Genomic DNA, 13,477 nt, shown 5'->3' with positions numbered 1-13,477 from the left:
TTTAACTATGCTTTAACCAGTATTGTCAAAAAATGCATTATCTATGATGAGTCGGTTAAGCCTTTTATGTTGTTGTTTACTAATTAGCTTTTCAATCAATTGCCAAACTTGGCAATTGGTCACAGAGCCGTTTCCTCCTTATTTCATTGATAAGCCAAACAAGCCAGGCTGGCTGCACGAAGTCATCATCGCAGCACTGAAAACACAAAAACATCAAGCCACCATTGAATACACCCACTGGGGACGTGCTCTAAAGCTTGCCAAACGCCATAAACGTGTCGCAGTGCTAGGTGCTTTTTATACAAAGCAAAGAGCGAGAGATTTTACATATTCACCTTCATTAGCTACCGCACATACCGTGTTATTCAAGCGTGTTGATAGCAAAATAACTTACACTGGCTCTTTGTATTCATTAAAGCCATATACAATTAGCAAAGGTGAAGACTATGTGGTTAGTGAGCAATTTGAGCACCACCCAAACCTTAGCATGACGACCACAGGTAGCTTGATTGAGAGCTTATTGCTATTAAAGCATGGTCGTGTTGATTTAGTTGCAGGCACAAAAGAGGTTGCCTTGTATTGGCTCGATAATAGCGAGCGCTTACAGCAAGCAAAGCAAACAGAATTAGAAATAGTTACCCCCTATCTTGCTACTCAACACTTACATGTGATTACTGATAAAAATCCCCCTCAGACTGAGCTTTTTCAGCAAAGTTTATCTTTAGGTCTTAAAGCAATTACGGCGTCAGGCAAGCTTTTAGAGATACTGAAGCGCTATGAACTGAATGAAAAAGAAGTTAGCCACATCAAGCAACTATATGAAAAAACCTATGCTAACTAATTTTGTTCTTTTTCAAGCGTGGCAAGGTTATCTTAAACTGGGTTGCTATTCCTTCAGGTAGGTTTTTGCTTGCAACTAGCTGGATTTTTCCGTTAAGAACACTCGTAACCCATTCATGCACAAGGTACAAACCTAACCCTGTATGACCATGGTTTCTAGATGTAGTTACAAAGGGGTCAAATAAGTTACTACGCAAAGAGTCATCAATCCCACAACCATTATCAGAAACGCTAATACAAAGGTCACCTTGTTGATTTAAATGTACATGCAATTGAATTTGTTTGTTATCAAGCTCGTCAAAGGCGTGAGAAATTGCATTAACGATTAAACTCTCGATAACCTGAGAGATAATCCCAGGGCGACTAATAATGTCTTTTTTGACATCGATTTTAGTTTCTATGGTTACTTTTGAAGCTTTAAAGCGGGATTTTAAACCAAGTAGTAGATCATCGATGACTTTTTCAATATTAAAGCTAACATACTGATCGTTTGACCGATCATGGGCCATCTCCTTGAAGCTTTTTACATGATCAATGGCCTTTTCTAAGTTTACTTGAGAGAGCCTTAAATTATCAGCAACTTTTTCTACGCTTGATTCTAAAAATTGCTTAGTGAAGCCTTGGTCTATTTTATCTTTGAGTTGTTGATTAATTAATTGCGCATTCGATAGTGAAATAGCAGCACCACCCAGTGGCGTATTCATTTCGTGGGCCACCCCTGCCACCATTAAACCCAGTGATGACAACCTTTGTGCTTCAATGAGTTCACCTTGTAGTTGATGCTGCTGTTTTATGTAACGTTGTAATTTAGTATTGGCTGCTAACAACTCCTGCTGCTCGTGCTCTAAGTGCGCTCTGGCTTTAATAATCTTACGTTGATCTCGATAACTGCGCTGCAAATATAAGCCAGAAATTGATATCAGGCTGACAGCGCAAGCTAAAGCGATAATAAAAGATCGTAAGATAATCTCGTTTTGCACCGAATCATCTGCCTTTACCAGTACAATAATATCGTTTGTACCATTTACGCTATTATTACCTAAGGTCATTTTTAAAAAGCTAGTTGTATGACTATGCGATGCAATAAGATCCTGAGATTTCGGCAATTGAGTGATTACTTGCCATAATTGGCTATCTTCGTTACCGAGTGTCAGCATAGGTTGCTCCAGCATAAACCCCCATTCTTTATCTTTGCGTGGATGTAACAACCAATAACCTTCACCATTAATTAATTGTATTTGTGCTTGTAAGCTGCTGAGTGACTTTATTTGCTGTAAGGTTTTCGACAGGTCAAAATTGACAACCACTAGCCCATCTAACACGTAACTATCGCTTGTGGTTCGGTAAGATGCTCTTAATGTTGGTTCATGTGGTGTAACAACTGCGCCACGCTCTACATTTAAATCTATTGGCGTGATATAAACTTCATCTTCGCTATGATCCATCCCTTCGGTAAAATAATAACGGCTACTTTTATTTTGTAACTGTTGTGTTGGTACTAGCTCCGCTTGCCCTGCTTTAAAGTTAACCCGATACCTTTCTTGGCCTTCACTATCTAGCCAACGTATTTGAGATATATTTTCAGCGGCTAAACCAAAGTTCACAAAATGGGTTTGTATTTGATGCTCAAGTAATGCGCTTTCACCAGTTTGCTTTAATATGTCATCGGCCACCAGCAACTTAACTACTTTACGTACATCACCAAGCTCCCTGCTAAGGGTATTGTGAGCGGCAAGTAAGGTGTTATCTTGCAAAAGCGTGACACTACTTTTTTGTATTTGATATTGAATCACATAAACCATCAAGCTAATTAATAAGCTAACAGCAACCATCACCATAAATTTAAGAAGTAGACTTTTTTTTAGTGACTTATATTGGCTTGTTACTTCTACCATAATAGTTAATTATACCTGCCCTTTAGCCACTGCAATGCATCATCATAAAACATGGGTTTTGCATAATAATAGCCCTGTCCAACACTACAGCCAGCTTCTACAAGCCAAGTGTACTCAGCTTCAGTTTCAATGCCTTCGGCTGTTACTTCAAAGCCAAATTTTTCTGCTAAAAGCATAATCATTTCAATAATATGTTGGTTAGATTTTGACTCTTGGATATTGGTTACAAAACAGCGATCTATCTTTATATTTTGGGCTGGTATTTCACTAATATGGGCGAGCGATGAATAACCTGTACCAAAATCATCAATGCTAATTTTTATACCCAAGCCCGCAAAACGACATAAACATGCATTGATCTTTTCATAGTTAAAAATTGCTTGGGTCTCTGTTACTTCAAGCTCAAGTAACGAAGGTGAAATGCCATATTCCTCAATGCGTGCTGCAACCTCAACAAAGTAATCATCGGCTAACAAATCAAACGTCGATGCATTAAACGCGATTGGCAAACTAACGCCTTGCTCTGCAAATTGGTTAATCGTTTGCATTATTTTGTCAAAAATCAACTTATCTAACTCACTAATAAGTCCTGCGGTTTCGGCAAGTTCAATAAACTCATCGGGCCTTACAAATGTTCCATCACCTCTTTGCCATCGCGCCAGTGCTTCAAAACCAATGACTTCATTAGTGGTTAAATTAACCTTGGGTTGTAGGGCTACTTGGAGCTCTTTGTTGCGTATTGCGGTGCGCAGCTCTTGCATCAATTCATAGCGCCGTGTAATCGCTTTGGTATTATCTAACGTATAATAGAGAAGCTCAGCTCTTTGTGTGTTTTCATCATTAAGAGTAGACTCTGCTAAATTGAATATTTGCTCTGCGTTATGATCTTCAAAGGCGATTAGCTGCATAACTAAAATACGCACATCTAAAAACTGTTTTACCCCATCAATTTCAAAAGATTGACGTTTTAAAGAGTCAACAACGCTTTCATCTTCAAATGCATGGCTTGACACTAAAACACCTAAACAATCACTTTTAAAAACAGCGATACGAGGGTGATACGGCGCTAAGGCTTGCAAAATATTCTCGCGCATTTTTAGATGTGTTTTTTTACAAAATTCATGACCAAACCGAAAAGACTTTTCGTCAAACTGAAGTATCTCAAACACCACTAACTGAGTTTCAGCTTGTTCGTATTTGTTCATATTATCGATTTCGCGCTGGAGCCAGTTCCTGTTGGGCATGTTTAGCGTTATATCGGTGTAAGCAAGCTCAGTAAGCCGGTTCATCAGTGCAATATTCGAAAAGCCTGTACTGACATTTTCACTAAATACCTTTAGTAAAAATACATTATGCTCGTCGATGGGAACATCTGATTTAACAATCGTGATGTAATAGCTAACATCAACATCAGCGGTATCAAAATAAAAAACACTGTAATGCTCAGAAAACACATGCTCTTTTTTATCTCTGGCTAAAATATACGATTGCTGTGCTTCTTCACTGAGCACATCTGTGCTGAGCTCTTTACCATCAAGGCCTCTGTAACAACCGACACTAGTAAGAACTTTTGGGTGTTTATCAACGTGCTTTTCATTGCCAACGCATAATACGCCGCCTCCCTTAGATAGATGCAAAATTTTACCTATTTCATCTAGCACCGCATGAGAAAATGCACGTATGTCGTGTTTACTATTAATGCTTCTTGCCGCATCAAGTACTAACTGCAGTCCTTGTTTGGCATTTGAGATTTGCGAAATATATTGATACGTACGAAGATGGCTACTAACGATAGATTTAAGCTTATCTACCGTCATATCTGACTTATTCCAATATTCGTCAATATCAAGCGATTGCATTACTTGCGGTTCAGGGGCAAAGCTTGGCTGCCCTGTTAAAAGCACTATGCGTATATCATTGTTGCCTAATACGTGGCGAATAGTATTCACAAGTCGTAGGCCTGAATCATCTTCTTCCATTACCACATCAAGAAATACAATAGCGATGTCTTTGTGACGCGATAACACAGACGATGCCTCTGACACTGAATTTGCCGTTAATACCTCAAGAGACTCATTGTTATCTAGAGATATGGCATTAAAACTGTTTAGTAATGCTTGTTGGTAGTTTAAGTCATCTTCAACCGTTAAAACTTTCCATGTTTTTTGGGCATACGATTGTTCAGAAGCATCTTCTTTAAACTCGAAAGGCACATTAGAATCACGCATGACTTCTCCTTTTAACAACTTATGATTCTATTTTACGAATGTTAATAGCAACCTAGGTCAAAGGTAGTGCAAGATTTTAAAAGGTACAAATTATTTACTAAAACAATAAATGAATAAGTATTAGAAAAGTAATGAAAATTAGTTAATTTGAATAGGGGTAAAACCCACTAAATTTGGCAAGATAAATGAACTAGAGCGCCAAACAGGCGCTCTGATTTAATATATTATGCAGGCACACCGCTGTGAAATTTAAAGTCTTCATCTGGGGTTGAAATAAGCTCAGCTTCAAGTTGACCAAAAAATTCAACACGCTCAGTAATATCAAACTCACTGATTTCTTGCGCAAGAGTTAAATAATCTTGGTAATGACGCGCTTCAGAGCGCAGTAGTGAGATATAAAAATCACCTAAGCGTTTATCAACATGTGGGGCTAATTTAGCAAAGCGCTCACATGAACGAGCTTCGATGTAAGCACCGATAATTAACTTATCTACCAAGGCATCTGGCTCGTAAGTTTTTACGTGGCGCAGCATCCCTTTGGCATAACGACATGGGGTAATGCTTTTATATTCAATGCCGTATTCATCCATGATCTCAAGAACTTGATAAAAGTGATGTAGTTCTTCTTTAATAAGCATCACCATTTTATCGATAAGGTCTTGCCCATAAGGTGAGTTCGATTTTGGGATCATTGATTTAGTCAGCTTGTTTTTATCTGCAAGCTCACGCCAATCCCCTTCTCGCTTATAAATAAGTGTTTCAAATGGTTTTAACCACTCAAGCAACGCATCACTGCTTTCTTTATCAACCGCGTACTTACGAATTAAAAACATGGCAGACTGAGCTGCTTTTAATTCACAGATAAGATGGTCGATTAAAACCACATCTAAGTTTTCTTTTTTGGTTGCCGCAGCAATCCACTCATCAGGCGTTTCGCACTTTAAAAAAGAATGAATGGGCGCTAATAAATCAGAATAAGGCACTGAATAACTTCTCATCAAAAATCTTAATTGGATTTTATCACATAAATTAGCCCACGTTCCATGACCCACATCAGTGCAAAGTAATTTTCTATATGCACTAAAGAGTTACATTTAATCGGCTATAACGATTATTTCAGCTTCTTGACAAGACTTAATTACTGAACCATAACTTAATCAAAGCTGTACAAAAATAAAACAGCTCATATTCCTTTTTTACAGGGGCAATGATTATGATTCTAAACCACTTATGGGGCTTATACGCTCACCCACTCGAAGAATGGCAAACAATTGATAACCGTCACGAAAGCTTGCGCTATAGCTTATCGCACATTTTATTAATCGCCTGTATTCCTTCATTAATGGGCTACTATTCATCAGTTTATTTGGGCTGGAGTATTGGCGCAGGTGAGGCTGTATATTTAACCCATGATAGTGCATTACTTATCGCGGTTGCGATGTACTTTGCACTAATTGCGGGCGTTTTTGCACTGGCATACTTAGCTCATTGGATGGCAGTGACCTTTGGTGCAAAACCCACCTTTACACAAACCCTAGAGCTTGCAGCTTACACAGCAACGCCAGTATTTATGTCTTCATTTGCGGCATTTTTACCTGAGCTGTGGTTTGTGGTGTGCGTAGGCCTTGTAGCACTAGCCTACTCAGTTTACTTACTCTACACAGGGGTGCCAATTTTAATGCACATTCCTGAAGAGCGAGGTTTTATCTATGCCAGTTCAGTAGTCACTTGTGGGCTGATCTTACTGGTAATTATTTTAGCTGCGACAGCTATTTTATGGACTAACGGAATTGTCCACCCTATGTTTACTTAAGTTCATTGTTATTTTCCTTTCTTTCCATAAACAAAAAAGGAGCTGTGAAGCTCCTTTTTTATACCAATCAAATCAAGGCTGATTAATCAGCGCTGTTTTCTTCTTGGTTATGTAACTCTAAACTTGCTGACATCGCATTTTCACGAGTTGATTTCGCTGAATCATTACGTAAACGGTCAATGTGGTTTAGGTAATCTTGGTCGATATCACCTGTGATGTATTGACCATCAAATACTGATGTTTCAAAACGGGTGATTTCTGGGTTTTCTTGGCTTACTGCTGAGATTAAGTCATCTAGCGATTGATAGATAAGACCATCTGCACCAATACTTGCGTTGATATCTTCAACTTCACGGCCATGCGCAATTAGCTCAGCTGCCGATGGCATATCAATACCGTAAACGTTCGGGAAGCGAATCTCAGGCGCTGCTGATGCGAAGTAAACGTTCTTCGCACCTGACTCACGAGCCATTTCTACGATTTGCGCTGACGTTGTACCACGCACAATTGAGTCATCAACAAGTAATACGTTTTTACCTTTGAACTCACGGTCAATGGCATTCAGTTTTTGACGAACTGACTTCTTACGCATTTCTTGACCTGGCATGATAAACGTACGGCCAATGTAGCGGTTTTTAACAAAACCTTGGCGGTATGGCAGGTTAAGGGCTGATGCAATCTCTAGTGCTACGTCACATGATGTTTCTGGGATTGGAATAACCACGTCGATGTCTTTGTCAGCCCATTCACGTGCGATTTTCTCACCTAACTTAGTACCCATGTTTACACGTGTTGCATAAACAGACATACGGTCAATTGTTGAGTCTGGGCGCGCAAAGTAAACAAACTCAAAGATACACGGCGAGTAAGTTGCTTTTTCAGCACACGCTTGCGAGAAAAGTTGACCATCTTCAGTTACGTAAATTGCTTCACCTGGTGCAACGTCACGAACAAACTCAAAGCCATCTGTTTTTAAAGCAACGCTTTCTGATGCAAACATGTACTCAGTACCATTTGCAGTTTCACGCTTACCAAATACTAATGGGCGAATACCGTTCGGATCACGAAACGCAACAATACCGTGACCAATGATCATTGCAATTGTTGCATAACCACCGGTTACTTTATTATTCACTTCAGTTACCGCTGTGAAGATATCTTCAGCATCAAGTTTTAGCTTGTTCGATTTACTTAATTCATGCGCCATGATGTTAAGTAAAATTTCAGAGTCAGATGTTGTATTAACATGACGGCGAGCTTCTGAAAATAATTGCTGCTTTAATGCTTCTGCGTTTGTTAAGTTACCATTGTGCGCAAGTGCGATACCAAATGGCGAGTTAACATAGAAAGGTTGCGCTTCAGACGAGCTAGAAGAACCAGCTGTCGGGTAGCGAACATGGCCAATACCAATTGTACCTTGCAGACGTTTCATATGACGGGTATGAAATACATCTTTTACAAGGCCATTGGCTTTACGTAAGCTAAACGTGTTGTTTTCAATGGTAATGATGCCAGCTGCATCTTGACCGCGGTGTTGCAAAACAGTTAAGCCGTCATATAACGCCTGATTAACAGGAGAAGTTCCGACTATGCCAACGATACCACACATTAAATTTATCCTCGCCGATTAACGGTTTACAGAATTTAAAAAGCTCGAGTTGTTTTCGAGGTACGAGAAGAACCACTCAACAACAAAGCCAAATTCTGGAATCAAAATAGAGTTGCCCCACCAATGCGTATTAGGTGCACCGGTAAAAGCATCAAGAAAGAAGAGTAACGCGCTTACGACCAACACGCCACGAAGAGCACCAAACACTATGCCGAAAACACGGTCTGTGCCAGATAAACCAGTACGTTGTACAAGTTCACCTAAAATATAGTTTAGTAACCCACCCAACAGGAGTGTCGCAAAAAATAATATGGCTATTGCGGCTGCATTTCTTAAAAGGGGTTCTGAAATACTTGTTAGGAAGGATGCTAAATATTGGTAAAACAAACTAGAGATGATAAATGCGCCAGCCCATACAGCTAATGACATTGCTTCTTTTACAAAGCCACGTATTAAGCCGATGATAGTGGATAGTGCAATAATGCCAAGTATGGCGTAATCAACCCAGATCATAAGAACCAACTAGTCGTTAATTTGGGGCGCATTCTATACCCAAACCACCTGTGGATGCAAGAATTCAGCATGAGATAAAACGCATTTAGGCAAGGCATTGATTGTAGGGAATGGTGTCCCCTTGTCAAAATCAATAACGCAGAATAAATGCGTTTTAGCCATGCCCTTCGGGCGCTTCACGGGGCTTCCACTACTGTGTTGTGGCAATTTGAAAGGTACCTACATTCCTGCATCGCCACGCCTTGTATTGAAAACCCTGTGATAGCGCTGAATCATGGATCTACAGGTGGTTTGGGTATTTGGAATTGCCAGATCATTTTGTAATTTCAAACTGAGTAACTTTGCCGTTTAACTTGGTTAACTGCTTTAACTCAGGAAGCTTACTTTCTAACTCTTTCTTGCTAAGTGAAGGACCTACAAAGACTTTTGTCAGTGTGCCGTTCGGGGTTTTGATTGGGCGAGTGAAGGTTTTGAAACCATTCGCTTTTAATTTTTCTTGTAGTGATTTCACATTAGGTGCGTGAGAAAAACTGCCCAGTTGAATAACATAAGCCATTTGTGTGAGGTTCTCTTCTGGCTTACGGGTTGGCTCAGGCGTTTTAGCAGCTGGCTTGGCTGGCTCTTGCACTGCAACTTTCGGCTCAGCTTTGTTAATTACTGGCTCATCAGTTGAAGCTTCAACCATTTGCGGTGCAGTATCAATTTGCTGGGTTTCATTTGCGACAAGATCAGCATCGTTTGCTTGCGTATCTTCAACCGGGATTTGCGAAGGTTGCTCGGCAGAGGCGACTTTATTATCAATCACCTCTTGCAAGTCTATCGTAGTGAACTCAGGGCGTTCAGGAATAGCTTTAAAGCCTTCTTTATAATGAACCTTCTCACCATCCAAAATGTTTGGAATGAAGACAATAGCCGCCACAACCACAATCGTGGTGCCTACTAAGCGATTAATAAACCCTGCGTTCACCGATTTCCTCTCTATTTTTTAAAGTAATTGATGGCTGCAGCCACAGTTATAAACGAACCGAACACAATCACTAACGTGTTTTCATCAACATTTGGTAATAACGTATCTAGCGCAGTTTCAACACTCTCATAGTGCGTACTAGGCGCTGTTGATGTGGTTTCGGCTAGTGCTTTAGCAAGATTCTCAACTTTGTCGCCACGAAAACAATCTAAGCTTGCTAACGACCACTGGTCAACAACATTTGCCACGGCAGACATTGCAGCCACTTTATCTTTATCTGCAAGCATAGCGACTAATGCATGAATTTTAAACCCTTGATCTTTATACACGCTTAATTTGCGTGCCAAATATCGAGCTGACTCAGGATTATGTGCAACATCGGTAAAAACAAGCGGCTGCTGACTTAACTGCTGAAAGCGCCCTTCTACAGTTAGATTCGCCAAGCAATCACGCACTTGTTGCTCGCTTGGCAATAGCTCAAGCTTTGCAAGTAAGGTCAACGCGGTTGCTGCATTTTGACAAGGGATAGCAGGCTTAGCTAAGCGCCAATCGTTATCTTGGTACTGCCAGTTAAAGCCTTCACTGTCTTCTGTGAATATGAAGTCTTGGCCTGATAGCACCATATCAGCGTTAATTTCATTACCATAATCAGTCACTGTATGCGGAATAGCTAAATCGCCAACAATAGCCGGTGTATTGGTACGGAAAATACCGGCTTTATCATACCCAACAAGTTCACGAGTATCACCTAGGTATTCTTTATGGTCTAAATCTATGGTGGTGATCACACAAGCATGCGGATTCACGATATTAGTCGCATCAAAACGGCCACCCAGCCCCACTTCTAGCAGCACATAATCAACGGCGTGACGTTTGAAAATAGCCAGTGCGCCTAAGGTACCGTACTCAAAATAAGTAAGCTGCGTGTCACCACGGCCTTTTTCAAGCATATCGAAAGCATCAACATGGAATTGATCGTCAAGCTCTTGGCCATTAATACGTACGCGCTCGTTATAACGAATAAGATGCGGCGAAGCATAAGTACCCACACTGTAACCCTGTGCAAGTAATAAACTTTCTAGGCAACGGGCTGTAGTCCCTTTACCGTTGGTGCCTGCAATTAGGATTATTTTGCTTGATGTATCGAGTAAGCCGACTTGGTTTGCCACGCGTTCTACGCGCTCTAAACCCATTTCGATATTAGCAGGATGGACACTTTCTAAATAACAAAGCCAATCATCAAGGCTTGATGATTGGCTAGGAAGGATTTCTGTCATAGCGTTTAATCAGTTAAGCTGAAATTTACGCTACTCTATGCTCTTGTTCAGTAGAAGGCAAGTTCATAAATTTCGCTAAGATACGTGCAAGGGTGTCACGCATTTCACGACGGTCTACAATCATGTCGATTGCACCATGCTCTAGCAAGAATTCACTGCGTTGGAAACCTTCAGGAAGCGTTTCACGTACTGTTTGCTCAATTACGCGAGGACCTGCAAAACCGATAAGCGCTTTAGGTTCAGCAACGTTTACATCACCAAGCATTGCCAGTGATGCAGATACACCACCCATTGTTGGATCAGTTAATACTGAAATAAACGGTAAGCCTTTTTCGCTCATTTTTGCAAGTGCAGCACTTGTTTTAGCCATTTGCATTAATGACATAAGTGCTTCTTGCATACGTGCACCACCTGATGCAGAGAAACAAATAAGTGGCATGTCGTGCTCTAAACATTGATCTACAGCTTCAACAAAACGAGCACCTACTACTGACGCCATTGAACCACCCATAAACGAGAACTCAAAAGCAACAGCAGCAACAGGAATGCCTTTTAGGCGGCCTTTCATTGCTACAAGTGCGTCTTTCTCGCCACTTGCTTTTTGTGCTTGGGTAATACGGTCAGAGTATTTTTTAGAATCTTTAAACTTTAATACGTCTTTTGGTTCGTGCTCTGCACCAATTTCTTGGCGGTCAGCATCATCTAAAAAGTTTTCAAGACGTTTACGGCCACTTAAACGCATGTGGTGATCACACTTAGGACACACGTTGAGTGCTTTTTCTAATTCTGCTTTATATAAAATTGAATCACAGTCTGTACACTTAGCCCAAACCCCTTCAGGGATTTCTTTACGACCTGACGATTTAGTCGTTTTAGGTAAGATTTTTTCTAACCAACTCATTTGCAACTCTCTTAATGCTGTTCTGTGTCGCAGTCTGTTTAATTGGAAACACTCACTTGTGTTTCTGATAACAAATAAACAGACAGATTTTTTCAATTAAAACATGAATTACCCGCAGACGATATAAAAAACTGGTCTTAGTAGTCGTGGACTTAAGACTAACTGTCTGAATCAGGTAAAAACAAAGGCCCTAATGGTGTTTTAGGAATGCCAAAATGTTCTGGGTAATCCACGTCAACTAAGTAAAGGCCAGCGGCTTTTGCTGTTGCACTTGCCTTAGCGCGCTCTTTTAAATCGAGTAATTCTTTTAACCACACAGGTTCATGCTTATGAAGACCAATGTCCATCAAACACCCGGTGATGTTTCGTACCATGTGATGTAAAAACGCATTGGCTTTAATATCAATGATCACATAATCACCTTGGCGTTTTACCGATAAATGGTGAATAGTACGATTTGCTGTATTTGCTTGGCAGTGTAGTGCTCTAAACGAAGTAAAATCATGCTCACCTATTAAATACTGACAGGCTTCTTGCATTTTAGTTTCGTCTAATGGGTGATGAAAATGGGTCACCCCTTCACTCATGATAGCGCCGCGATAGGTGTAATTATAAATCACATAACGATAGCGACGTGCTGTGGCACTAAAACGAGCATGAAAGTCTTCGCTTACAGGCTTGGCAAAACGAATAGCAATATCTTTTGGCAGTAAGGTATTCATACCCATCGTAAACGCGACCATTTCACGCTCAGCGTGAGTATCAAAATGGATCACCTGCCCGGTGCCATGTACACCCGCATCGGTGCGGCCTGCACAAACTATTTCGACTGGATGATTACAAATACGCGACAACGCCGTTTCTACTTCTTGTTGTACGCTATTGACGTGTGATTGACGTTGCCAACCACTGTAACGCGCGCCGTTGTACTCTACTCCAAGTGCTACTCGCATAATGCTCTATTTACCTACTGTACTAAATGACGGGGCATTTTATGCGATCTACGAGCGCAATAAAAGCCACAGTAGTAGATCACATTGTTCTGGTTACTCAGATATCACACCAATTCGCTTAACTATTATTGCGAGAAGGTATTAATCTTCTTCGATGTTATCGAGGCCCTTAGTGCCATCTTTAGCACGAAGCTTGTGGTGGATGGCTGATTTGATCAGCATATAGCCGCTAATAGGTGCGGTGATCAGTAAGAAAATCGAAATCAAAATTTCTTTCACACTGATGCCATCGTGGGTGTAGCTAAAATACACCATGGCAGCAATTAACAATGATGCCATGCCAAGCGTTGTTGCTTTAGTTGGACCGTGCAGGCGCATAAAAAAGTCAGGCATTTTCACAAGTCCGATTGAACCTATAAGAATAAAGCAACCACCAATTAATAATAAGATTGATACAATCCATTCACTCATCATTCGTTAC

Annotated in this window: 12 protein-coding genes; 2 read left to right on the top strand and 10 right to left on the bottom strand. The window is 40.5% G+C overall.

The features are described from left to right. Positions 1 to 43: 43 nt before the first annotated feature. On the top strand, positions 44 to 841 hold the full coding sequence (locus PASHI_RS20480; RefSeq protein WP_062566860.1) for a type 2 periplasmic-binding domain-containing protein: 798 nt from the start codon (positions 44 to 46) through the stop codon (positions 839 to 841). Here PASHI_RS20480 and PASHI_RS20475 read toward each other — a convergent pair. The 3 genes from PASHI_RS20475 to miaE form a co-directional block, all read right to left on the bottom strand. Then, positions 834 to 2,735, bottom strand: coding sequence for a sensor histidine kinase (locus tag PASHI_RS20475; protein ID WP_062566859.1), 1,902 nt, complete (start codon positions 2,733 to 2,735; stop codon positions 834 to 836). The genes PASHI_RS20480 and PASHI_RS20475 overlap by 8 nt on opposite strands. A 5-nt stretch (positions 2,736 to 2,740) precedes the next feature. Next, on the bottom strand, positions 2,741 to 4,963 hold the full coding sequence (locus PASHI_RS20470) for a GGDEF/EAL domain-containing response regulator (RefSeq protein ID WP_062566858.1): 2,223 nt from the start codon (positions 4,961 to 4,963) through the stop codon (positions 2,741 to 2,743). A gap of 224 nt (positions 4,964 to 5,187) precedes the next feature. After that, complete coding sequence (gene miaE, locus PASHI_RS20465; protein ID WP_058586359.1) at positions 5,188 to 5,946, bottom strand: tRNA isopentenyl-2-thiomethyl-A-37 hydroxylase MiaE; 759 nt, start codon at positions 5,944 to 5,946, stop codon at positions 5,188 to 5,190. A gap of 230 nt (positions 5,947 to 6,176) precedes the next feature. On the opposite strand from miaE, the gene PASHI_RS20460 reads away from it, so the two are divergent. Then, positions 6,177 to 6,776 carry a Yip1 family protein gene (locus tag PASHI_RS20460; RefSeq protein ID WP_054553157.1) on the top strand — a complete coding sequence of 200 codons (600 nt, stop codon included), beginning with the start codon at positions 6,177 to 6,179 and terminating at the stop codon, positions 6,774 to 6,776. A gap of 82 nt (positions 6,777 to 6,858) precedes the next feature. Here the strand turns inward: PASHI_RS20460 and purF are convergent, their stop codons facing one another. From purF to PASHI_RS20425, 7 genes are all read right to left on the bottom strand, one after another. Beyond that, a complete protein-coding gene (gene purF, locus PASHI_RS20455) occupies positions 6,859 to 8,385 on the bottom strand; it encodes an amidophosphoribosyltransferase (protein ID WP_054562087.1) in 1,527 nt (508 codons plus the stop codon). A gap of 18 nt (positions 8,386 to 8,403) precedes the next feature. Continuing rightward, on the bottom strand, positions 8,404 to 8,898 hold the full coding sequence (locus tag PASHI_RS20450; RefSeq protein ID WP_036969851.1) for a CvpA family protein: 495 nt from the start codon (positions 8,896 to 8,898) through the stop codon (positions 8,404 to 8,406). 313 nt (positions 8,899 to 9,211) lie between these two features. Next, complete coding sequence (locus PASHI_RS20445) at positions 9,212 to 9,865, bottom strand: SPOR domain-containing protein (protein WP_054562088.1); 654 nt, start codon at positions 9,863 to 9,865, stop codon at positions 9,212 to 9,214. An 11-nt stretch (positions 9,866 to 9,876) separates the two neighbouring features. Beyond that, positions 9,877 to 11,142 (bottom strand): bifunctional tetrahydrofolate synthase/dihydrofolate synthase, encoded by a 1,266-nt coding sequence (gene folC, locus PASHI_RS20440; protein ID WP_062566857.1) that lies wholly within the window; start codon positions 11,140 to 11,142, stop codon positions 9,877 to 9,879. A 25-nt stretch (positions 11,143 to 11,167) separates the two neighbouring features. After that, positions 11,168 to 12,043 carry an acetyl-CoA carboxylase, carboxyltransferase subunit beta gene (accD, locus tag PASHI_RS20435; RefSeq protein ID WP_055021719.1) on the bottom strand — a complete coding sequence of 292 codons (876 nt, stop codon included), beginning with the start codon at positions 12,041 to 12,043 and terminating at the stop codon, positions 11,168 to 11,170. A 158-nt stretch (positions 12,044 to 12,201) separates the two neighbouring features. Beyond that, positions 12,202 to 12,996, bottom strand: a complete 795-nt coding sequence (truA, locus tag PASHI_RS20430) for a tRNA pseudouridine(38-40) synthase TruA (RefSeq protein WP_054553162.1) — start codon at positions 12,994 to 12,996, stop codon at positions 12,202 to 12,204. A gap of 141 nt (positions 12,997 to 13,137) precedes the next feature. Beyond that, positions 13,138 to 13,470, bottom strand: a complete 333-nt coding sequence (locus tag PASHI_RS20425; protein WP_054553163.1) for a Na+/H+ antiporter subunit G — start codon at positions 13,468 to 13,470, stop codon at positions 13,138 to 13,140. Positions 13,471 to 13,477 lie beyond the last annotated feature (7 nt).

It is taken from the genome of Pseudoalteromonas shioyasakiensis, assembly GCF_001550135.1.
Taxonomy (GTDB): Bacteria; Pseudomonadota; Gammaproteobacteria; order Enterobacterales; family Alteromonadaceae; genus Pseudoalteromonas; species Pseudoalteromonas shioyasakiensis.
Note: the sequence above shows the minus strand (reverse complement) of the source record. Positions and strands in the feature narration are given on the sequence as shown.

Bases quoted from the DNA above. Each gene is read 5' to 3' on its own strand.
- purF (WP_054562087.1), bottom strand. From the start codon at position 8,385: ATGTGTGGTATCGTTGGCATAGTCGGAACTTCTCCTGTTAATCAGGCG.
- truA (WP_054553162.1), bottom strand. From the start codon at position 12,996: ATGCGAGTAGCACTTGGAGTAGAGTACAACGGCGCGCGTTACAGTGGT.
- PASHI_RS20475 (WP_062566859.1), bottom strand. From the start codon at position 2,735: ATGGTAGAAGTAACAAGCCAATATAAGTCACTAAAAAAAAGTCTACTT.
- PASHI_RS20450 (WP_036969851.1), bottom strand. From the start codon at position 8,898: ATGATCTGGGTTGATTACGCCATACTTGGCATTATTGCACTATCCACT.
- PASHI_RS20470 (WP_062566858.1), bottom strand. From the start codon at position 4,963: ATGCGTGATTCTAATGTGCCTTTCGAGTTTAAAGAAGATGCTTCTGAA.
- folC (WP_062566857.1), bottom strand. From the start codon at position 11,142: ATGACAGAAATCCTTCCTAGCCAATCATCAAGCCTTGATGATTGGCTT.
- PASHI_RS20480 (WP_062566860.1), top strand. From the start codon at position 44: ATGATGAGTCGGTTAAGCCTTTTATGTTGTTGTTTACTAATTAGCTTT.
- PASHI_RS20425 (WP_054553163.1), bottom strand. From the start codon at position 13,470: ATGATGAGTGAATGGATTGTATCAATCTTATTATTAATTGGTGGTTGC.
- PASHI_RS20460 (WP_054553157.1), top strand. From the start codon at position 6,177: ATGATTCTAAACCACTTATGGGGCTTATACGCTCACCCACTCGAAGAA.
- accD (WP_055021719.1), bottom strand. From the start codon at position 12,043: ATGAGTTGGTTAGAAAAAATCTTACCTAAAACGACTAAATCGTCAGGT.